Genomic DNA, 20,815 nt, shown 5'->3' on the forward strand with positions numbered 1-20,815 from the left:
ATGTCCGTTCCAAAAACGATGTTTCAACTCAGCGGTCGCGGTTACGCAGCCGCCAATCTGAGTCATGCGACGCTTGTGATCATCGATGCCCAGAAAGAGTACCTCAGCGGCCCCCTGGCCCTGAGCGGCATGGATGCTGCCGTCGCGAACATCAAGCAACTGCTGGCCGCTGCCCGGGCCGCCGGTCGGCCGATCGTGCATGTGCGTCATCTCGGCACCGTGGGCGGACTGTTCGATCCACAGGGCGAGCGCGGTGAATTCATCCCGGGGCTTGAACCACAAGACGACGAAACCATCATCGGCAAACTGTTGCCAAGTGCGTTTCACGGCACCCAACTTGAAAAGCGCCTGCAGGACCTCGGCGCCCTTGACCTGATTGTCAGCGGGTTCATGAGCCATTCCAGCGTCAGCACCACCGTGCGTGCCGCGAAGAACCTGGGCTTTCGTTGCACCCTGGTGGAAGATGCCTGCGCCACCCGCGACCTGCCTTACAAGGGCGGCGTCCTGAGCGCCGAGCACGTTCAGCAGACCGAAATGGCGATCATGGCGGACAACTTCGCCACCCTCGCCCTGACCCACGATCTGATCTGATCGACGCTCGATGAGCGGTTCTTGCCGCCGCTCATCCGCAAAAGCCTATCATTTGCTGTAATTGTCTTAGCCTCAGGAACATCCCGGTCAACTCCCGGTCGAAGGGCCGATACCCATTGAGGAAGGTCGGAATGAAGTTATCCGATGGTTTTGACGCTCGCCGCTTGCGGCCCAAAGGCCAACGCAACTGGCGTTTTCGTTTCGGCGCGGCGTTTGCTGCCCTGCTGGCGATGTGCGGCGTGTTGCTGGCAATGGCGGGTGCTGCCAGCCTGCTTGGCCACGCACCCGCCATGGGTGAATTGAATACTAACCGGGTCGGTTCGGCCGTGATTCTGGCGATCGGCCTGTTCGTGCTGTACATCGGCGTGTGGCTGTGGCGCCGTTGCCGTCGTCGTTCGCGCCAGGCGCGGGGGCTGAACATGTCCCCGCACCTGATGAAAAAACACGACTGAGCCGAACGCACCGCGTTTTGCGCCCCCATTCGACTCGAGTTGGGTAAACTGGCCGCCCTTCGCGGAGGCTGACATGCAAGACGATGATTTTTCCCTGTTCAAAAGCGCGATCCAAGGCGTCAAGCCAATCAAGCACGATCGCGCCGAAACCGGCAAACCCAAGGCTGACCGCGCGCAAATCGCCAAGCTGCGCCAGGCCGCCACCGTGCGTACCGATGCGACGACCGTTGACGGGCTGTCCGATCAATTTGTCATCGATGTCGGCCCGGAAGACGAGCTGATGTGGGCGCGTGACGGTGTGCAGGAAAGCCAGATGCGCAAGCTCAAGATCGGCCAGATTCCGTTCGAGGGCAGCCTCGACCTGCATGGCATGAATGTGGAAAAGGCCCGGGAAACCCTCTGGGCGTTCCTGGCCGAAGCGACCAAATTCGAAATCCGCTGCGTGCGCGTCACCCACGGCAAAGCCGTGCGACTGGACGGCAAGCGCCCGATGATCAAAAGCCACGTCAACACGTGGCTGCGCCAGCATTCCCAGGTGCTAGGCTTCACGTCGTGCCAAGCGAAACACGGCGGTGCCGGAGCCGTTTATGTGATGCTAAAACGGACCATGATGGAAGGCCGCGACGAGTAAAGCTGTTGCGACAAGCTTGCAGCGCCGTGTCCGCCACCGTACCCTTGCTCTTTGCGTAAAATCCCACAGGTAGTTTCATGTCCCTGGAACAGAATTACACCGAGATTCTCGGCCAATTGGGCGAGGACGTTTCCCGCGAGGGCCTGCTCGACACGCCAAAGCGTGCCGCCAAAGCCATGCAGTATCTTTGCCGCGGTTATGAACAGACGCTGGAAGAGGTCACCAATGGTGCCCTGTTCAGCTCTGATAACAGCGAAATGGTGCTGGTGAAAGACATCGAGCTCTACTCGTTGTGCGAGCACCACCTGTTGCCGTTCATCGGCAAGGCTCACGTCGCCTACATCCCGAGCGGCAAGGTTCTGGGGCTGTCGAAAGTCGCGCGGATCGTCGATATGTACGCCCGCCGCCTGCAGATCCAGGAAAACCTCAGCCGCCAGATCGCCGATGCGGTGCAGCAAGTCACCGGCGCCTTGGGCGTTGCGGTCGTGATCGAGGCCAAGCACATGTGCATGATGATGCGCGGCGTAGAGAAACAGAATTCGACGATGGTCACTTCGGTGATGCTCGGCGCGTTCCGCGACAATGCGGCGACCCGCAGCGAGTTTCTCAGCTTTATCAAGTAACTCGCCCCCAGAAGAAAACCGGCATTCATCGCCGGTTTTTTTTCGTCCGCGAAAAATCAGGTAAGCTGCGCGCCTTTCGAATTTCCCCTGTGAGGCTTAACTGTGTTTGTAAAAGCGCTGCGTGTCGGCCTTGGCCAACTGATCATCTTCATCGACTTCATGACTCGCCCAGCCAAAAAGCAGCGCCCCGCCGCCGCTCAGGCTGAGGTTGCGACGGCTGCCAAGGACCTGACCCTGTATCAGTTTCACGCCTGCCCGTTCTGCGTGAAAACTCGCCGCACCCTGCGCCGCCTGAACGTGCCGGTGGCGCTGCGTGATGCGAAGAACAACGAACAGGATCGCCAGGCCCTGCTGGCACAGGGCGGCAAGATCAAGGTGCCGTGCTTGCGCATTGAGGAGAACGGGCAGACCACGTGGATGTATGAGTCCAAGGTGATCATTGATTATCTGGACAAGCGGTTTGCGGCGGCCTGATGGTTTTGTGGCGTAGCTTATTTGGCCTCATCGCGGGCAAGCCCGCGATGAGGCTTGAACAACCGCCACAAAATCCAGACATCAAATAAACCGGCCCTATGGCCGGTTTATTTGTTTATGCCCTCCCCTCAGGTTGCTTCTACCCTTTGTACCTGTCGCACCACCGCCGCCAACCGTTCCAGCCCTTCATCCAGCAAAAGGCCTCAAGTAAGCCTTCCTGCCGATATATCCCTATCGCCAAACTTTTCGTCTACAAAACCAAAAACATTATTTGCTTTATTTGTATACAAAAGCATAATCCACTTCGTGCGAGTTCCTGACCACTCGGTCAACAAATTCGCAAGTGCCTCAAAGGGCCGCTGCCACCCTCATGGGTCCGGCCCTGGAAATAACAATAAAACTCTTGAGGAGTACTCGCTGTGGAAAGCCGCAAATCCGAAGCATCGACGCTGGATCTCTCGCCGCCCTTACGCACTGGCTGGCTGGAGCGCATCTTTAAACTCAGCTTGCATGGCACCACGGTGAAGACTGAGTTGATTGCCGGTCTGACAACCTTCATCACCATGGCCTACATCATTTTCGTCAACCCGAACATCATGGCCGACGCCGGTATCGATCATGGCGCCGCGTTCGTTGCTACCTGCATCGCCGCCGCACTGGGTTGCCTGTTGATGGGCCTGTACGCCAACTGGCCCGTCGGCCTGGCGCCGGGCATGGGTTTGAACGCCTTCTTCACCTACACCGTGGTCGGCACCATGGGCTACAACTGGGAAACCGCCCTTGGCGCGGTGTTTGTCTCGGGTGTGTTGTTCATGATTCTGACGTTTTCGCGGATCCGCGAGTGGCTGCTCAACAGTATCCCGGTGAGCTTGCGCTTCGCCATGGGCGCCGGGGTGGGCTTGTTCCTGGGGCTGATCGGCTTGAAAACCGCAGGCATCGTCGTCGATAGCCCGGCCACCCTGATCAAACTCGGCTCCCTGCGCGAGCCTGGCCCGCTGCTCGCCGCCGTCTGCTTCCTGATGATCGCCATCCTCAGCTATCACAAGGTGTTTGGTGCGATCCTCATCAGCATCATCACCGTGACCCTTGCCGGTTGGGGCCTGGGCCTGGTGCATTACGAAGGGATCATGTCGGCCCCACCGAGCCTGGCGCCGACCTGGATGGCCATGAACCTGGCCGGCGTGTTCAACGTCAGCATGATCAGCGTGGTATTGGCGTTCCTCTTCGTGCACATGTTCGACACCGCTGGCACCTTGATGGGCGTTGCCCAGCGCGCCAATCTGGTGGGCGCTGATGGCCGGATCGAAAACCTGTCCCGTGCCATGAAAGCCGACAGTGCGTCCAGCGTATTCGGGGCAATCGTGGGCGTGCCACCGGTGACCAGCTACGTGGAAAGTGCTGCAGGTGTCGCGGCAGGTGGTCGGACTGGTCTTACCGCCGTGACCGTGGGTGTGTTATTTATTGCGGCCATGTTCTTCGCACCGCTGGCCGGCATGATTCCCGCCTATGCAACCGCCGGTGCGCTGATTTATGTCGCGATGCTGATGATGGGTGGCATGGCACACATCGAATGGGACGAAGCAACCGACAGCATTCCGGCCATCGTCACCGCGATCATGATGCCCCTGACCTTCTCGGTCGCCGATGGCATCGCACTGGGCTTCATCACCTACGTGGCGCTGAAGGCCGGTACCGGTAAATACAAGGAAATTTCCGTGAGTCTGTGGGTGCTCTGCGCGATCTTCATCGCCAAGTTCATCTTCTTGTAAGCGGCACCGTTTCAACCAGCCTCACCCCGTCGGGTGGGGCTTTTGCACAAATGGAGGAAAGTGATGAGTCTGGAAACCTGGCTGCTGTTCAGCGGCGCTGCGCTGGTGGTGATCCTGATCCCGGGGCCCCTGTCTTTGCTGATGATCAGCAACAGCCTGAATTACGGTTTGCGCCGTTCTTATCCGGCGTTCCTGGGCGGCGTGATTGCCTCGATCTGCTTGTTGAGTGCTTCGGCGCTGGGTCTGGGCGCCCTGCTGCTGGCATCGGAACAGCTGTTCAGCGCGCTGAAAATCGTCGGCGCGCTGTACCTGTTCTACCTCGCCTGGCAGAGCTGGCAGCAGTCGCGTCAGCCATCAGTAGGTGCCGAAGTGCCTCAGGCTGCGCCAGTCCCTCGCTTTCGTGCACTGTTCGGCCGCGCGTTTGTATTGGGTGCGAGCAATCCGAAAGACATCCTGTTCTTCGCCGCATTCCTGCCGCAGTTCTTGAGTGCCGAGCAACCCTTCTTGCCACAATTGCTAGTAATGATTGCAACCTGGACCGTGCTGGATCTGCTGTGCAAGTTGGCCTATGGCCTCGGCGCCCATGGCGCGGCGCGGTATTTGCGCAGTGGCAAAGGGCAGAGCTGGTTTAACCGGATCAGCGCCGGGTTGTTCGGTGGTGCCGGAGCGGCCTCGTTGTTGAGCGGTCATTAAGGCGTCGCCCCCCGGATCGGCACACAAGTTGCTCGGTTCAAGCCCCCGATGGCTGGAACCGAGCATGCTCCACTCCCACCTCACTACCCTCAACGCTGTCTCGTTGGTGCTCAACGCCTTCAAGGCCGAAGGCTTGTCCAGCGAAGAGCTGTTAGCCGGCAGCGGTATCAGCGCAGCGGATTTATGCCGGGCGGACACGCGCATCACCACCAACCAGGAGATGCAGGTCTGCGCCAACGCGGTCGCCCTCAAGCGTGATATCGGCCTGGAACTGGGCCAGCGGATGCATGTTTCGTCGTACGGCATGCTCGGTTATGCGCTGCTCACCAGTGCCACCTTCGGTGACGCTTTGCGGCTGGCGATACGTTATCCGGCGCTATTGGGAACACTTTTCGAGCTGAGCCTTGAAGACGACGGTGAGCACATCTGGTTCGTCGCCGCCGATTACCGGGAGAACCCCGCACTGGCGGTATTCAACGCCGAGTTCTGCCTGGTGTCGTTGAAAGTCATCTGCGACGACCTGCTGGGCCACCCGTTGCCATTGCTGGCCGCTCGCTTCGAACATGCCGCGCCCGACTACGAGTCGACCTACGCCGAACACTTCAACGGCCCGCTGCACTTCGGCGCGCGGGACAACGCGTTTGCCTTCAACCGGCGCTGGCTCGATCAACCACTGCCCCTAGCCGACGTCATCACCCACCAGGCCATGACCGAGCGCTGCCGCAAGCAGAACACCGAGTTCACCGGACGCCAGGTGTGGCTGGGACGGATTCGCCAGTTGCTCAGGGCTCAATTGCATGCAGCACCAGGGCTCGACGGCCTGGCGGAACAAATGAACTGTTCAGCGCGGACATTGCGCCGGCACCTCAAGGAATTAGGGTGCAGTTACCAGGAATTGCTTGATGAGCTGCGGTTTGAACACGCCAAGCAAATGCTGTGTGAAGACCAGATGCCGATTTACCGGATTGCCGAGGCCCTGGGCTTCAGCGAGACCGCGAGTTTCCGCCATGCGTTTGTGCGCTGGAGTGGCGTGGCGCCGAGCCAGTTCCGGCCCTGAAGATCAAAAGATCGCAGCCTGCGGCAGCTCCTACAGAACCTTGTAGGAGCTGCCGCAGGCTGCGATCTTTTGATTTTCCGTTTCATCATGGGGCGAATTTCGGTCAAACCTTTTGGCCATATCAATCCCCTTTTGGCCTTTCCTGCCGTTCTCCGAAAAGTCGCTCGCCTTAAGACTGTGTTCAACCGAATCAGCCTGCGGAGAACAAGAAATGCTGACGATCTACTCGGACGATCACCACCTGCACCACGGCCGTTGTGAACTGATGGACGGGCAACTGATGCCCTGCTTCGAAATGCCCTCGCGGGCCGACCACGTTCTGCAACGCGTGCAACACCAAGACCTCGGCCCGGTTGAAGCGCCGCAGGATTTCGGCCTCGACCCGATCGCGCGCGTTCACAGCCGCGACTACCTCGATTTCTTCGAAGGCGCCTGGGCGCGCTGGACCGAATTCGGTACCGATGGCGACTTGCTGCCCTACACCTGGCCGGCTCGCACATTGCGCCGGATCATCCCCACCAGCCTGCACGGCCAGCTCGGTTATTACAGCTTCGACGGAGGTGCGCCAATCACTGCCGGCACCTGGCAAGCGGCGTACAGCGCAGCACAAGTTGCCCTCACTGCCCAAGCCGCGATTCAACGCGGCGCCCGCAGCGCCTTCGCCCTGTGCCGTCCGCCGGGACACCACGCCGCCAGCGACCTGATGGGCGGTTATTGCTACCTGAACAACGCGGCCATCGCCGCCCAGGCGTTCCTCGATCAGGGCCACAAAAAGGTTGCGATCCTCGACGTCGACTACCACCACGGCAACGGTACCCAGTCGATTTTCTACGAGCGCAGCGATGTGCTGTTCACCTCGATCCATGGCCATCCGGAAGCCGAATTCCCGTTCTTCCTCGGTTACGACGATGAACTCGGCGAAGGCTCGGGCGAAGGCTTCAACTTCAACTACCCCTTGCCCGCTGGCTCAGGCTGGGGCGCCTGGAGCGCTGCGCTGGAGCAAGCCTGCAAAGAGATCGAAAAGTACGGTGCCGACATTATCGTCGTCTCCCTGGGCGTTGACACCTTCAAGGACGACCCCATCTCCCAGTTCAAGCTCGACAGCCCGGATTACCTGGCGATGGGCGCGCGCATCGCGGGCCTCGGCAAGCCGACGCTGTTCGTGATGGAAGGCGGTTACGCAGTAGAAGAAATCGGCATCAATGCCGTGAACGTTCTCGAAGGTTTTGAAAGCGCCCAATGAGGAAACAAGAACAATGAACAGACTCAAGCGTTTTATCGTTCCAGCCCTGAGCGCCATGGTGCTCAGTGGTGCCGTTCATGCCGAAGAGCGAACGTTGCGCGTCTACAACTGGTTCGACTACATCACCCCCAAGGCCCTGGAAGACTTCAAGGCCCAGAACACCCAGACCAAACTGGTCTACGACATCTTCGACACCAACGAAGCGCTGGAGGCCAAGCTGCTGACCGGCAACTCCGGCTACGACGTCGTGGTGCCGTCCAACGTGTTCCTCGCCAAGCAGATCGAAGCCGGCGTGTTCCAGCCCCTGGACCGCAGCAAACTGCCGAACCGGAACCACCTGGATCCCAAGCTGATGAAGTTGATCGAAGCCAACGACCCGGGCAACAAATTTGCCGTACCGTACATGTACGGCACCATCCTGATCGGCTTCAACCCGGACAAGGTCAAAGCCGCGCTGGGTGACAACGCGCCGGTGGACAGTTGGGACCTGATCTTCAAGGAAGAAAATATCAGCAAGCTCAAGCAGTGCGGCGTCGCCCTGCTCGACTCGCCGTCGGAGATCCTGCCGCTGGCCCTGCAACACCTCGGCCTGGACCCCAACAGCAAGAAGCCTGCGGACTACGACAAAGCCGAAGCGTTGTTGATGAAGATCCGCCCGTACATCACTTACTTCCACTCCTCCAAGTACATGGCCGACATCGCCAACGGTGACATCTGCGTTGCTGTCGGCTACTCCGGCAGCTTCTCCCAGGCCGCCAACCGCGCCAAAGAGGCGAAGAACGGTGTGATCGTCGACATGCGCTTGCCCAAAGAAGGCGCGCCGATCTGGTTCGACATGCTCGCCATTCCGAAGGGTGCGAAGAATACGGAAGACGCCTACACCTTCATTAACTACTTGCTGCAACCCCAGGTGATCGCGCCGGTCAGCGACTTCGTCGGCTACCCAAACCCAAACAAGGACGCCACCGAATTGGTCGACCCGGCGATCCGCAACAACCCGAACCTGTACCCGACCGAAACGGCAATGAGCACGCTTTACACCCTGCAACCGCTGCCGCGTGATGCCGAACGTGCACGCACCCGGGCCTGGACCAAGATCAAATCCGGGACCTGAAGCAGCACTTGAAAATGAAGACCCGCATGGATCAATGCCGATCAGTTAAGCGTAATCCCTGTGGGAGCGAGCCTGCTCGCGAAGGCGGTATTCCAACCACAGCAGATGTGGCGGGAGTTCTGGCCTCTTCGCGAGCAGGCTCCACAGGGGTGATGGGATCAAGCCTTGCGAAAATGCGGGATCACTGCATGACACCTGTAGGAGCTGCCAAAGGCTGCGATCTTTTGACGTTGATTTTTTAAAGACAAGATCAAAAGATCGCAGCCTGCGGCAGCTCCTACAAGGGTGGCGTGCCAGGCCCAAAAACCTGTGGGAGCGAGCCCGCTCGCGATGGGGCCGTACCAGTCAACATTGACGTTGAATGTAAGACCGCTATCGCGAGCAGGCTCGCACAAGTTTCATGCCTTAACTGACTGACATTACCCGCACGGATGCGGTTTTTTTGCCTGCGATAACTATCTACCACCTCTTGCCCTCGACGGCCCTCTACCTTGCCCCAGTACAGCGCGGCCCACGGCCAGCGCCCTCACCGGCAAAAAGGAAACGGCCATGCCCGATACTCCCTCCAGCAGCCCCGAAGATATCCTGACCCAATTGATCACTGGCCCCTCGCTCCGGGAAGTGGCGTCGAACGCATTGCGCGCGGTGCTCGACGTTGAGTACCCGAATCTGAACATTGAACCCTCCCAAGCGATGGTCGTGACGCCAACCTGGAACCTCAGCAACGGCCAGGTCACCGCCGGCGATAGCCGATTCGAGTCACTCACCGATGCGCTGGTGAGGTCCACGCTGTCGGCAAAGACCGTGACCTACCTCGACGGCGAGCATTTCCTGACCCTGCAACCGGGCGTCAATCCAGTGATCCAGCTCCCGGTTAAAATCGATGCCATCGGGCGACTGGTCAACCATCTGATTCCATTACTGTTCATCGCCTACCAAGAGCAACAACTCGATTACTGGAACCAGCAGGTTGAAGGCACAACCCCGCGCTGGCATCAACTCTCGAAGTCACTGCATAACCTCTGGCAGTTTGAACAGCCCTCAGATTGGGACGCGGACCAGAAGGCAATGGCACTGGCCTTGTTCACTCAACCCGAGCAGGCCATTCGACAACGAGACGACACCTACAAAACCAGAGCCTGCCTGGTCGACGTCGACTTGGGAGAATCGGGTGAGCACCTGTGGATTCTGGACATGGTCGTGCTGGTGGGAACACAGGGCGCACGCACACGGGTGCTTACCCATTCGATTACCGAGGGTTTCAAGCACTACGATTCGCTGGATGCATTCGGTGAGTCACTTCCCGGACGCGTCACCCAGACAGCCACTCCGCAAGCCTTGAAGTGGCGTTTGTATGAACCCACGGGTAATTTTTTCGACCATCAAGCCTGTGCGTTGATCGCACTTGAACTCGCAGCCATCGGTCAGCTCAATGACTCAATCTCTACCCGCGTTCTGGCACCCAAGGTCAGTGCCACCGCCGAAAAACCCAAGGCCGCTCACGAGGATCGCTTTAACCAGGTCCAGCGATTGCTGCCCTACTGGCTGCTCAACGCCCCGCCTGCGGACCTGACCCGCTACAGCCGACACTTGATGGACCTGGCCCTGCTGCGGGAACAGCACGCCGGAAAAACTTTCATGGATGACATACCCGCGCTGCCGGTGTTTACGCTGCAAACCTTGAAAGCCCAAGTACTGAAAGATCATCCCCAAGCCAGCGACCTGAAGCTGCAGAACATTGAAATCAGCATCACCAGCCCCGTCATTCTCGGCACCCTCGCGGTACCGGGCAAGATCGATACCGTCACACTGTCGCTGGTCGACCTGGCCCTGCAAAACCTGATTGCCGTGCCGCTGGGCAACAAGACCGTGCGCCGCACCGACGACCGCGCGGTCGCGTCATGGTTGACACCGGAGTACCTGGAAAAACTGGTCACCGACGTCAACATCGGCAAAATCTACCCCGACCTGATCAAAGACAAGCTGTTCGGGGACGCCAAGGAAACACAGCGCAGACAAGACCTTTTTACCAGCCACTTGCGTATCCAGCTACCGCTACAAGCGTTGCAATACAAGATTCGCGGCGAGGCCGGCATTGACGATCTGGGCTATCAATATGTGGTCGCCGCGATGCAGCAAAAGGCTGCCGAGCGCTCGGTAAATGGCCTGGAGATTATCATCCGCCCGCTGGCGTTTATTCCCGGGGGGCGCACCGACAACAAGGCCGATGAAGTTGCCAACATGTTCGTCATCGGTCCACGGCTCGCCGACTCAGGACCTTGCCTGCTCTTTCGCCCGCTGCTCGATCACCCGCTGTTGCAGTACCCCTGTGAAGCCAACCTGCTGTATGCGATCAAACACAATCAGACGCTTCGTCAGTCGGTCCTCGCCTGGCTACCGGACGATGTGCGTTTCAACTACTCGCAGTACGTGTTCCCGGGTCAGCTGCCTTCGGCCTGGACACTGTCGCAATGGTTGGTCGATCCAACATCCGCCCTCGGCATGATGGGGGCCGTGACGCTGGCTGCAACGCCACTCGCCGAACCGGCGCTGGACACGCTGTTCACCGCCAATGCCAACGCGATGATCACCCTGGCGGATCGGCAGTCGGTCTCCAATGCGCAAAGTCGCTGGGAGACGCTCAAGCACGGTGCCTGGATGCTGTTCAACCTCGCGCTGCCGTTTCTGGGCAAAACAGCGGCAACGGCCGCCTGGGTCTGGCAAATCATGGACGACTTGCATGAGGCCAACGAAGCCAGCGAACTAGGCGACAGTGAACACACTTGGGCGGCATTGACCGACTTGTTCCTGTCGCTGGGTATGGTGCTCGCCCATCACGCGGCGATGCGCAATAAACCGGCAACACGCGCAGCGGAAACGCAAGTTGCAACGCCCACTGATAACCCCGTGGAAGAGCCACCGCCAAAAATCACCGTGACGCAACTGCCCGATATTGCCGTCCAGACGCTGCCCGTGACTCACCAAACCGCCTTGTACACCCATGGCGCCACGTCCCGTACGGGCTTGGGAGTCCTGCTGAACGAGCTGGCGATTACCGAACCCACTGGTCTGACGACCGCTCCGACCGAGGCTGGACCTCATCGGCATTTGTACCCGCTCAACCAACAGTGGTACGCCAAAGTGGGTCAGCGCTGGTTTGAAATCGCGCTCAGAGACGATGAGGATGTGCAAATCATTGATACACGCCAGTCACCGCCGCGAACCGGCCCGCTGCTGCGCCATTCCGCGACCACGGGATGGGTCGTCGATACGCGCCTGAGGTTGCGCGGCGGCGGTCGCAGCCGTAAAGAGATGGCACGGGAAAATGAACGACGAAAGGCTGAACTGAAACAACAACTGACCACTTTCGATGCCCACAAACTCACGCTGAAGTCGGCGCTTGAGACCGCTGAGAGCGCTGCCGGCAAGCCATCAGCGGCGGGTCACACCCCCAACAGTCAGCGACTGATCGAAACGCTGGAATCGCAGCTGGCGGTTTACGCTGTCTACATCGACCAGCTCAAAACCTTCAACTCGCTTGAGTCCATCCCCAACTACCGGGCGGTGATGATCAGTTGCCTCGACCATCAGTTATTGCTGACGGACAAATGGTTCGATCAGCAAAACCCGTTTTTTGGCACCTGCATGCGTCGCTCTTTGGCACTGCTCGATAACGAACCGACCGAACACACCCAGACACCCCGCCAGACTCATCAACAAACCAGCGATCAGACCCAGGGCTTTATCGAAAAAATCGAATTTGCCCAGGCCCGGATCGATGAGCTTAAAAAACTGGGCCGAGAGGCGACCGAAATCGCCGGCGAATACACCGCTGCGCTGCCCAGGTTTGACTTGCAGGACCTGAAACTGTTTCAGATCAGCCTTGCTCAAGAACTGTGCCTCAACGACGCAGGCACGGTTGCCACGGACTCGGCCCGTCAGGCACTGGAAACACTGGTCGAAGACGTGTGCCTGACCATTCAGTCGTCACTGGGCCTGGCTAAAGATGAGCACACCCTCGCGCTATCCGAGCAAATCGACGGTTTCAATGATCTGGTCGAACAGTTCGCAACCATCGACCAACGCATTGTGGATTTGCCTGGCGAGTATCCGGAGCAACTGCTGCAACCATTACTGGACCTCATGCGTCAGCGTATCGAGGCGTTCAACCAGCACGCCGTGAAGCATCTGGCGAGCCTGCTGAATGAACGCAGAACCCTTGAGCCAACACCGGGGCCCTCCCGAGCGGCTGCCGCACCGCAACGCCTGATCAAGACGCGGTTCAAAGGCACCGTGGTCGGCAAATCCAGAACCCGAGTGAACAGCACCGACACCGACCTGGTGGATGTGACCTCCCCCCTCACCGGCAAGGTCATCGCCACCTTCCATGAGAAAACGCCCGGCGTCTGGGTTGAACAGGTATCGCCTAAAAAACAGGTGCCGGCGGCAACCCGCCTCACGCTCAACGTCAGCGTCCAGAGCGGCGAAACATTGCTGGAACAGTTGCCCGCCTTTACTCGACGAACCGAGGCGCATGCAAAAGGTGCGCAGCGCATTCCGTGGGAGATCGAGGAGATGTTCCATCAGCACGCCAACCGGCTGGAAGAGGCCGCGACCGCAATCGACAAAGCGCTGAACGACAACAACGTCACCGAGGGCGGCCCGGGGTCGGCATCCGATGTCAGCAAGCGGCTCAACGATCGGGCCGCCGAGCTGTACAAGAAGGGATGCGATATCCGTATCAGCATGACCAAACGACAACCACCCACCGCTGGCCGTGTTGAATGGCTGCACAACAAAGGCCGGGTGAAGATCGATAAACCGGCGAAACGCCAGCGCCTGAAGGGCAAGCGCAAGGATTACATGGACGAATACGGCATCCTCGATCACGAAACCGGCAAAGTGCTGTGGTATGCGCACTTCCATTATCCGGCACAGGACACCCCCCGAACGGCGTTTATGGCCGCTCACCTGAAGACCATCGAGCAGCGCGGATTGGGCGGCGCCTACGAAAAACGCGGCGCAGTGGACGATCTTCAGTCCATTGCCATTTATCGCGCGGAGATCAATCACCGTCTGGCCAGTTCGTTGTTTTTTGCCTGACAGGTTGACGGACAGGCTCAGGGCGTGAGGGGGCGGTGCCTCAAGATCAAAAGATCGCAGCCTTCGGCAGCTCCTACAGAGAGCACGCATTCCCCCTGTAGGAGCTGCCGCAGGCTGCGATCTTTTGACCTGCCCTAGCCAGTTCAAAGTCTTCTTGAGTGCACAGCATTACGCCCCGGGCGGGTCTTTTTTTCAAACGTATATTTAGTTACCACCTGGGGCATTCAACGCCCCTTTACCTTCGGTGCAACAGATGAGGCTGGCGCCTCAACCCCTGCACCAAGGTATCCGTCATGACACTTAACAGTTCCCCGCAACTCCCGGAAAGCTCAACGCCACTGGTTGAGAAAAGCAATCTGCTCGGCCAGACCAGTCATGGACCCACACTCGATGACGTGGCTTCGAGCCTCCTGCGTGACTCTTTGCAAACGCTTTATCCCGATCTGGCTATCGACCCCGACCTGGCGCTCATCGCGACACCACGCTGGCAGGCGGCGGACAATCACATCGAGGCAGGCACGACCCGGTTTGAGTCCCTGACCCATGCGTTGATGCGACTGGGCCTTTACGGGGCCAAGGCCAATTACATCGAAGGCGAACACTTCCTGACCGTTGAGCCCAAAGCCGACAATCCGATTCATCTCGCCGTCAGCGTCGAGGAAATCGCCGACGCACTCAACGACGCCGCGTCGTTATTGTTCGTCGAATTCCAGGCACGCCAGCTGGATTTCTGGAACAGCAAGGTTGCCACGGTTGCACGCTGGGAGGCCCTATCTAACTCGCTGCGCAAGGCACTAAATGTACACAAGGCAAAAGGTCTGAATGCTGATGAATGCGCCATGGTGCGAGAGGTATTTATCGAACCGGACAGCGCCTCACGCAAAAATGTGAACAGCGAGCTTTCAGCGATTCAGGCCTGCCTGATCGATATCGACACGGTCGAAAACGAGCTCTCCAGCCACCTGGTGATCGGAGGCGCTTTAGTGCTCAGGGCAACTTTTCGCCAGCGCGATTTGCTGGTGATGTTCACCATTGAGCGTGGTTTTGAGTCCTTCGATTCGATGGCGCTATTGGGTGTCTCGCTGCCCGCGCGCCTGCCTGAGCTCCAGACGGGTCTCACGCTGGAATGGCGGCTTTTTCAACCGGAAGGCAACATCTTCGACCATATGGCCTGGGCGTTGATCGCCGCTCAATTGGATGACATTGCGTCATTGCCATTGCCGCAAAGACCGACGAGGGATGAGTTTGAGTCCAGGACCGGTCTCTGCAGAAAAGACGATGCGCAGTTCAAGCAACTGGAGGCCGCGATTCCCGATTGGCTGCACGATGCGCAGGCCCGCGATGTACAAGATTACGGCCGCTACATCAGCGCACTGGGCAAGCTGTACCTGCAACCTGACCGGCTCGCTGCCAAAGGAGAAATAGCGTCCATCCATGATTTTTCGCAGCGAAAGATGCAAGAAGCGATCATTGCGGACACTCGCTCAATCGATGCTGCGAGCCTGCCTTTGGGCGACCTGCGGATCAGGATCACCCACAGTTTCACCGTCAACAACTTAACGCTTCCCAACCCCCTCGACCACCGCACCGAGACGCTTGCCGAATTTGCCATGGAAAACGAGGCGCCCTATATGGCGACGGTATCGTTCATCCACGGCGAGGCGGTCCCGACCTGGCTGACGCCAGATTTCCTCCTGGCCCTTTCCGCTCAGGTCGATGTGGGTCAATCCTATCTCACAGAGATCAAACGGAAACTGATCGATGACCCGGTCGAGTCCAAACGCCAGGAGCATCTCTACAGCGACCAGTTGCGGTTGCTGCTGCCGCTCATGGCGCTGGAAGGCAAGATCAAGCAACAAGCCGGTATCGACGAGCGTGGTTACCAATACATCCGTGCGCTGTTCGATCCCGACAGCAACACCCGGCAGGCCGTTGCCATCTACCCTCTGGCGCTGACGCCCAAGCATCGTGTGATCAGCACCAGCGACACAGTCGCGAACATGTTCATCATCAGCCCTCGAGATGCCCTCGGCGGTCCTTGCCTGCTTTACCGTCCGATGCTGGATCAACCCCTGATGCAATTTCCCTCGCGACAGAACCTGCTCTATGCGTTGCACCAACCCGGTGAATTACGGGATTCAGTGCTGGCGTGGCTGCCCGACAAGACCTTGAGTTTTGAGTACGCCCAATATGTGTTTCCAGTTGGACTGCCCTCCCCCTGGCTGCTGGCTGAACAGGTGGTCAACCCGCTGCAACGGGCGAACCGATTCGGCCAGGTGGAATTTGTGCAGGAGGAAATCACCGGCAACGTTCTATCGACCCTGTTCAAAAGCAACGCACGGGCAGTCGTCGACCTCGCTGACCGGCAATCCCAATCCAATGCCGAGCGACGCTGGAGCCTGCTCAAAGACAGCGGTTGGGCATTATTCAGTGTCACCTCGAACTTCCTCAGCGGCGCCGTCGGCAGCGCCGTCTGGGTCTGGCAAGTCGTCAACGAAATACAGCAGGCACTGGATGCCCGTGAACAGGACGACAGCTTCATTGAATGGACGTCGCTGGCGGACGTGTTACTGATGGTGGGCATCGTCATCAGCCATCATGCGGTGATGCGACGCAAGGTGGTTTCCCGTCAACCGCGCACGCCAGAATTGCCAATGGCCCAGGAAAAACCCCCCGTCCTGCCAAACGTCCTCACACTCAACCCTGCCCCGCTCGCTGCCGAGCTTCCGGCAAGCCATTGCTCTTCGCTGGAGATTGGTGGGGCAATCCCGCGCCGCACTGTTACGGCGCTGGGCGTCTACCTGGACACGCTCAAGGTCGCTGCACCCAACCTCAGCGACGAAGCGCTGACCACGGTGAACGAAGCGCCGCCGCATCTTTATCAACTCGATGATAAAACGTACGCCAAGGTGGCTGAACGCTGGTTCAACGTCTTGGTCGATGGCGACGAACAGGTCACCATCGTCCACCCCGATGACGTCAGCAGAACCGGCCCGCTGCTGGCGAATGACGCAAAAGGACAATGGGTCCTGGACCTGCGTTTACGCCTGCGCGGTGGCGGGCCGAAAAGCCGGCTCAAAGCCTTGAAAGCCGCGAAAGAACATCGCAAACATGAACTCGAAACGGCGCTGCAGGCATTCAAAACCGAGGAAGCGTCCAAGCAGTCGGAGCTGCTGAAAGCCCAAAACGAGATGCTGCACGCCAAGGCCGGTGCGTACGACCCACTGTCATTGCCGTATTCGAGAAAACTGGAAGGGCAGATTGAGGCGTATCAACAGGCGCTCGACCAACTGAAAGAATGGCGAAACCTCGGTGGCACCACCGGTTACACCTACGACTTGCTGCGTTTGAGCACCGAGTTGCAGAAGCATCTGTCTTTCTGGTTGACGTTAAAAAAACACCAGTATGTCCAGGCCACCGCCGTCCTGACCGAGATGCCAAAGCCTGGCGAGGAGTCGCGGCATTCCTATGTTGAGAGCATCCAGCAGGCGACCGACCTGAGTCATGAGATGGTCGATAAGCTGACACTATCCCAATCGACACTTAAAGGCATTCGCGCGGCGGGACGGCCCGGTTTCGTTGAAGCGCTGGCCATCAGCAAGCTGATGCCGTCATTCACCGCGCTGCAACTTAAAGCCAATGAAATGGGCATGTCACAAGAGCTTTGCATGGAAGAACAGGCTAGCCCGCTGATGACTGCGGCCCGAACCGACATCGGCAAAGTCATCATCAGTGCCGCCACCGCCGCTCATCACGTCGCGGACCTGGTAAAAGTGGCCACCAGCGCTACTGACGTTATAGCCCAGGTCGAATTACTCGGTGGGCTTGTCGAGACGTTTTCCGATGCCGATCAGCGCCTCAAGGAATTGCCCGACACCTACCCTGGTTTACTCAAGCACAATCAGCTTGAACATTTGCGCACGCTTATCGACGAATTCTCGCAGTTGGCGCTTATCCGACTTCAGGCATTGCTGCCAGAGAACGAGCTGCTGCCTGTGCAGAATCCGCCAGTGCGGGTCCGCCCGGGGCCTTCACGTCAGCCCGTCAAAGTGAGCAAGTCGCGTCCACGCGAGCCGGGCACCAGCGAGGCGACGACGTCTGACGAAGCGCCGCTCAAGCCATTTATGCCCACGTTGAGTCAGCCACCGGCCCCCCTGTTGAAAGACCTGCAGATCATCGAGGCTGGCCTGGAGCTGAATCTGGATACAACGAAATTTATTGAGCGCACCCGTAAAGATGCACTGCGCCCAAAACGTATCCCCGCGGACATACAGGACCTGTTTGACCAACAAGCGCTGAAGATTGAACAGAGCGCCGCCAGCGTTGACCTGGCCATGGCCCGAATGAAAAACCCTCCCCCGGTCGCCAACCTCAGCGCGGAACTGCGTCAGGCCGCAAGCACCCTGCGCACTGAGGGCGTGCGCGTTCGAGCGAACCTGTACAAGCTGCGCAAACCCACCCAAAGCGCCCTCAAGTGGATGCACGAAAATCAACAGGTAGCCCTCAACCGCAACGAACAGGGGCGGATCCGCACCAAGCAACTGGGCGACTATTTCCAGGAGTACCGCGTTCTCGACAAGACCGGCAACGATCAGGAATTGTGGGTAGCGCACTTCCATTACGAAACATCCATCAGCCCGGCGGACAAGCCGTCGACCGCGCATCTGAAAGTCTCGGAGGTTTATCTGAAGACACTCACGCCTGAACAGCAACAGGCATTGAGTACCTTCGAGCCGATTGATGGGGTGTTCCGAAAGCTCGACGATCCGGGTCTGCGCAAACTGTTTGTGGATCTGGAGCCCAAGACGTAAGCGCGCTAGCGACGCCAGACGGTTTCCAATCGTCCGAGCGCCTCGATTATCGCGGCCTCGGGCACTGCCGCAAAACCCAGGACCAGCCCGGCACGCTGGTCGTCCGGTGTTTGCGAGTCCGGCAACCAATAGCTGCTCAGCGCATTGATCTCGACATCGACGCTGGCAGCCTTCCCGATCAACTCACGCTCGCGAGCCTGGGAGTCGACCGCGACCGTCAAATGCAGCCCTGCCGGAACACTTGGCAGGCTGCCAACTCCGGCAATGTTTTGCGGCCAACCGGTCAACAGCGTGTTGCGCCGGCTCAGCGCCGCCCGGCGCATGCGGCGGATGTGCCGCTGAAAGTGCCCGGCGGCCATGAACTCGGCCATCACCGCTTGAGTGCTCACCTCGGAATGCCGGACATCCACCGCGCGACGTTGAGAAAACGCCGCCACCAGTGCCGGTGGCAACACCAGATAGCCCAGACGCAGCGCCGGGAAAGCGACTTTGCCGAAGGTCCCGACGTACAACACCCGTCCCTGCCGGTCGAGTGCCGCCAACGGCGCCAGTGGCGCGCCGCTGTAGCGGTATTCGCCATCGTAGTCGTCCTCGACGATCCAGCCTTGGGAGCGTTCAGCCCAGGCCAGCAACTCCAGGCGCCGCGCCAGGCTCATCACCACGCCAGTCGGGTATTGATGAGAAGGCGTGACATACACCAGACGACAATCGCCCAGCGCTGCCAGCTCCGTACAGTCGATGCCCTCATTGTCGACCGCCACACCCTTCAACCGCGCTCCCGCCACCGCAAACGCATGACCAGCGGCCCGATACCCGGGATTTTCAATCCCCACCACATCACCCGGTTCCACCAGCAACTGAGCACAAAGGCTAATCGCCTGTTGCGCACCACTGGTGATCACAATCTGCTCTGCCGTGCACTGCATGCCGCGAGAGCTGCGCAGGTACGCGGCGATCAGCCCGCGCAAGCGCGCGTCCCCTTCAGGCGCGCCATAACACAGCTGCTGCAAATCCGGTTTGCGCCAGAACGCCGCGTTCAGCTTGCCCCACACTTCAAACGGAAACAGATCGAACGCCGGAACGCCAACCCGAAATGCCCGGGGCGGACCACTCGGCGGCGTGGGCAAATGGTTGTTTTCAACACGCGCCAATGCGCTGCCGTATCTGGTTTTGGCGGACGGAACCAACGGCACATCCGGACTGTTGGTGGCGTCGACTTTCGGCGCTTTCAGGGATGTTTTTTTCGCCGATACCCGTGCCTGCGGCAATTGCGCGACATAGGTGCCGTCGCCCACTCGTCCCTCGATAAACCCTTCGGCGTAGAGCTGATCGTAGGCACGCACCACACTGTTGCGAGAAATCGTCAGTGCCTCCGCCAGATCCCGACTGGCGGGCAAACGTGTGCCACTGGCCAGCCGCCCATCGAGCACTCGCACGCGTAATGCCTGATAGAGCTGACGGCTCAGGCCTTGGCGCCGATCGAGTTCGATTCCCGCCGGGTTGAACGATAAGGACAGTGGCTCGCTTGACATGGCATTGGACCTATTAAATTGGTCTGTAATGGCTCTTACAACAGACCAATAGCCTGCCTAGGATGCAGGCATTCGCCAAGGAATATTTCCATGTATACGCCCAGCGCATTTGCCATCAATGATTTGCACGAACTGCAGCAACAGATACTCGGCACCCGCCTCGCCATGCTGATTACCCATGGCGAACAAGGCCTGCAGGCCAGCCATCTGCCATTGCTGCTGAACACCGACCAGGGACCGAATGGCACGCTGTATGGCCACTTCGCCAAGGCCAATCCGCAATGGAAGGAACTGCAAAACGGCGCCGAAGCGCTGGTAATTTTTGCCGGCGCCGATGCTTACGTGAGCCCGGGGTTTTATCCAAGTAAAGCCGAGCACGGCAAAGTCGTGCCGACCTGGAACTACGTCGCCGTTCACGCTTACGGTATCGCAGAGGTGTTCACCGACGCCGATCGCCTGCGCAATCTGGTCAGCGCGCTGACCGATCGCCATGAAGCCGGTCGTGCCCAACCGTGGAAAGTCGCCGATGCTCCCGCCGACTACATCGACGGCATGCTCAAGGCCATCGTCGGCTTTGCCCTGCCGATCCAGCGCCTGGAAGGCAAGCGCAAGCTCAGCCAGAACCGCAACACCGCAGACATCACCGGCGTACGCGAGGGGCTGGCCGCCAGCCCTGACGTGCACGACCAGGCCCTCGCCCACTTGATGCGTTAAGGAATCAA

The 20,815-nt window shown here is 59.1% G+C and carries 14 protein-coding genes; 13 read left to right on the forward strand and 1 reads right to left on the reverse strand.

Annotated features, from left to right (window positions below; translation table 11 throughout):
• The 12 genes from ACA052_RS19030 to ACA052_RS19085 all read left to right on the forward strand — a co-directional run bounded on the left by ACA052_RS19030 (position 1) and on the right by ACA052_RS19085 (position 18,561).
• A complete protein-coding gene (locus ACA052_RS19030) occupies positions 1 to 591 on the forward strand; it encodes a cysteine hydrolase family protein (RefSeq protein ID WP_497646272.1) in 591 nt (196 codons plus the stop codon).
• A 131-nt stretch (positions 592 to 722) separates the two neighbouring features.
• Positions 723 to 1,043, forward strand: coding sequence for a hypothetical protein (locus ACA052_RS19035; RefSeq protein WP_497646273.1), 321 nt, complete (start codon positions 723 to 725; stop codon positions 1,041 to 1,043).
• A 73-nt stretch (positions 1,044 to 1,116) separates the two neighbouring features.
• On the forward strand, positions 1,117 to 1,674 hold the full coding sequence (locus tag ACA052_RS19040) for a Smr/MutS family protein (protein ID WP_056740389.1): 558 nt from the start codon (positions 1,117 to 1,119) through the stop codon (positions 1,672 to 1,674).
• A 77-nt stretch (positions 1,675 to 1,751) separates the two neighbouring features.
• On the forward strand, positions 1,752 to 2,297 hold the full coding sequence (folE, locus tag ACA052_RS19045) for a GTP cyclohydrolase I FolE (RefSeq protein ID WP_497646274.1): 546 nt from the start codon (positions 1,752 to 1,754) through the stop codon (positions 2,295 to 2,297).
• Positions 2,298 to 2,399: 102 nt separating this feature from the next.
• Positions 2,400 to 2,771, forward strand: a complete 372-nt coding sequence (locus ACA052_RS19050; protein ID WP_497646275.1) for a glutathione S-transferase N-terminal domain-containing protein — start codon at positions 2,400 to 2,402, stop codon at positions 2,769 to 2,771.
• Positions 2,772 to 3,190: 419 nt separating this feature from the next.
• A complete protein-coding gene (locus ACA052_RS19055; RefSeq protein ID WP_497646276.1) occupies positions 3,191 to 4,540 on the forward strand; it encodes an NCS2 family permease in 1,350 nt (449 codons plus the stop codon).
• A gap of 63 nt (positions 4,541 to 4,603) precedes the next feature.
• Positions 4,604 to 5,233 carry a LysE family translocator gene (locus ACA052_RS19060; RefSeq protein ID WP_497646277.1) on the forward strand — a complete coding sequence of 210 codons (630 nt, stop codon included), beginning with the start codon at positions 4,604 to 4,606 and terminating at the stop codon, positions 5,231 to 5,233.
• A 64-nt stretch (positions 5,234 to 5,297) separates the two neighbouring features.
• Positions 5,298 to 6,290, forward strand: a complete 993-nt coding sequence (locus tag ACA052_RS19065; protein ID WP_497646278.1) for an AraC family transcriptional regulator — start codon at positions 5,298 to 5,300, stop codon at positions 6,288 to 6,290.
• A 211-nt stretch (positions 6,291 to 6,501) separates the two neighbouring features.
• Entirely contained in the window at positions 6,502 to 7,533 is a 1,032-nt protein-coding gene (locus tag ACA052_RS19070; RefSeq protein ID WP_497646279.1) for a histone deacetylase family protein, read from the forward strand.
• 13 nt (positions 7,534 to 7,546) lie between these two features.
• The gene (locus tag ACA052_RS19075) at positions 7,547 to 8,647 is read left to right on the forward strand and encodes a polyamine ABC transporter substrate-binding protein (RefSeq protein ID WP_497646280.1); all 1,101 of its coding nucleotides are present in this window, start codon (positions 7,547 to 7,549) and stop codon (positions 8,645 to 8,647) included.
• A 549-nt stretch (positions 8,648 to 9,196) separates the two neighbouring features.
• Positions 9,197 to 13,750, forward strand: coding sequence for a hypothetical protein (locus tag ACA052_RS19080; RefSeq protein WP_497646281.1), 4,554 nt, complete (start codon positions 9,197 to 9,199; stop codon positions 13,748 to 13,750).
• 293 nt (positions 13,751 to 14,043) lie between these two features.
• Entirely contained in the window at positions 14,044 to 18,561 is a 4,518-nt protein-coding gene (locus ACA052_RS19085) for a dermonecrotic toxin domain-containing protein (protein ID WP_497646282.1), read from the forward strand.
• A 5-nt stretch (positions 18,562 to 18,566) separates the two neighbouring features.
• On the opposite strand, the gene pdxR is transcribed toward ACA052_RS19085, so the two are convergent.
• A complete protein-coding gene (pdxR, locus tag ACA052_RS19090) occupies positions 18,567 to 20,093 on the reverse strand; it encodes a MocR-like pyridoxine biosynthesis transcription factor PdxR (RefSeq protein ID WP_497646283.1) in 1,527 nt (508 codons plus the stop codon).
• 90 nt (positions 20,094 to 20,183) lie between these two features.
• Between pdxR and ACA052_RS19095 the strand changes: the two genes are divergently transcribed.
• Positions 20,184 to 20,807 carry an FMN-binding negative transcriptional regulator gene (locus ACA052_RS19095; RefSeq protein ID WP_497646284.1) on the forward strand — a complete coding sequence of 208 codons (624 nt, stop codon included), beginning with the start codon at positions 20,184 to 20,186 and terminating at the stop codon, positions 20,805 to 20,807.
• Positions 20,808 to 20,815: the final 8 nt, after the last annotated feature.

The organism is Pseudomonas sp. LBUM1644 (genome assembly GCF_059716195.1).

Excerpts from the sequence above, each read along its gene's own strand:
- ACA052_RS19030 (WP_497646272.1), top strand. The coding sequence starts at position 1 with ATGTCCGTTCCAAAAACGATGTTTCAACTCAGCGGTCGCGGTTACGCA.
- ACA052_RS19035 (WP_497646273.1), top strand. The coding sequence starts at position 723 with ATGAAGTTATCCGATGGTTTTGACGCTCGCCGCTTGCGGCCCAAAGGC.
- ACA052_RS19040 (WP_056740389.1), top strand. The coding sequence starts at position 1,117 with ATGCAAGACGATGATTTTTCCCTGTTCAAAAGCGCGATCCAAGGCGTC.
- folE (WP_497646274.1), top strand. The coding sequence starts at position 1,752 with ATGTCCCTGGAACAGAATTACACCGAGATTCTCGGCCAATTGGGCGAG.
- ACA052_RS19060 (WP_497646277.1), top strand. The coding sequence starts at position 4,604 with ATGAGTCTGGAAACCTGGCTGCTGTTCAGCGGCGCTGCGCTGGTGGTG.
- ACA052_RS19065 (WP_497646278.1), top strand. The coding sequence starts at position 5,298 with ATGCTCCACTCCCACCTCACTACCCTCAACGCTGTCTCGTTGGTGCTC.
- ACA052_RS19070 (WP_497646279.1), top strand. The coding sequence starts at position 6,502 with ATGCTGACGATCTACTCGGACGATCACCACCTGCACCACGGCCGTTGT.
- ACA052_RS19075 (WP_497646280.1), top strand. The coding sequence starts at position 7,547 with ATGAACAGACTCAAGCGTTTTATCGTTCCAGCCCTGAGCGCCATGGTG.
- ACA052_RS19080 (WP_497646281.1), top strand. The coding sequence starts at position 9,197 with ATGCCCGATACTCCCTCCAGCAGCCCCGAAGATATCCTGACCCAATTG.
- ACA052_RS19085 (WP_497646282.1), top strand. The coding sequence starts at position 14,044 with ATGACACTTAACAGTTCCCCGCAACTCCCGGAAAGCTCAACGCCACTG.
- pdxR (WP_497646283.1), bottom strand. The coding sequence starts at position 20,093 with ATGTCAAGCGAGCCACTGTCCTTATCGTTCAACCCGGCGGGAATCGAA.
- ACA052_RS19095 (WP_497646284.1), top strand. The coding sequence starts at position 20,184 with ATGTATACGCCCAGCGCATTTGCCATCAATGATTTGCACGAACTGCAG.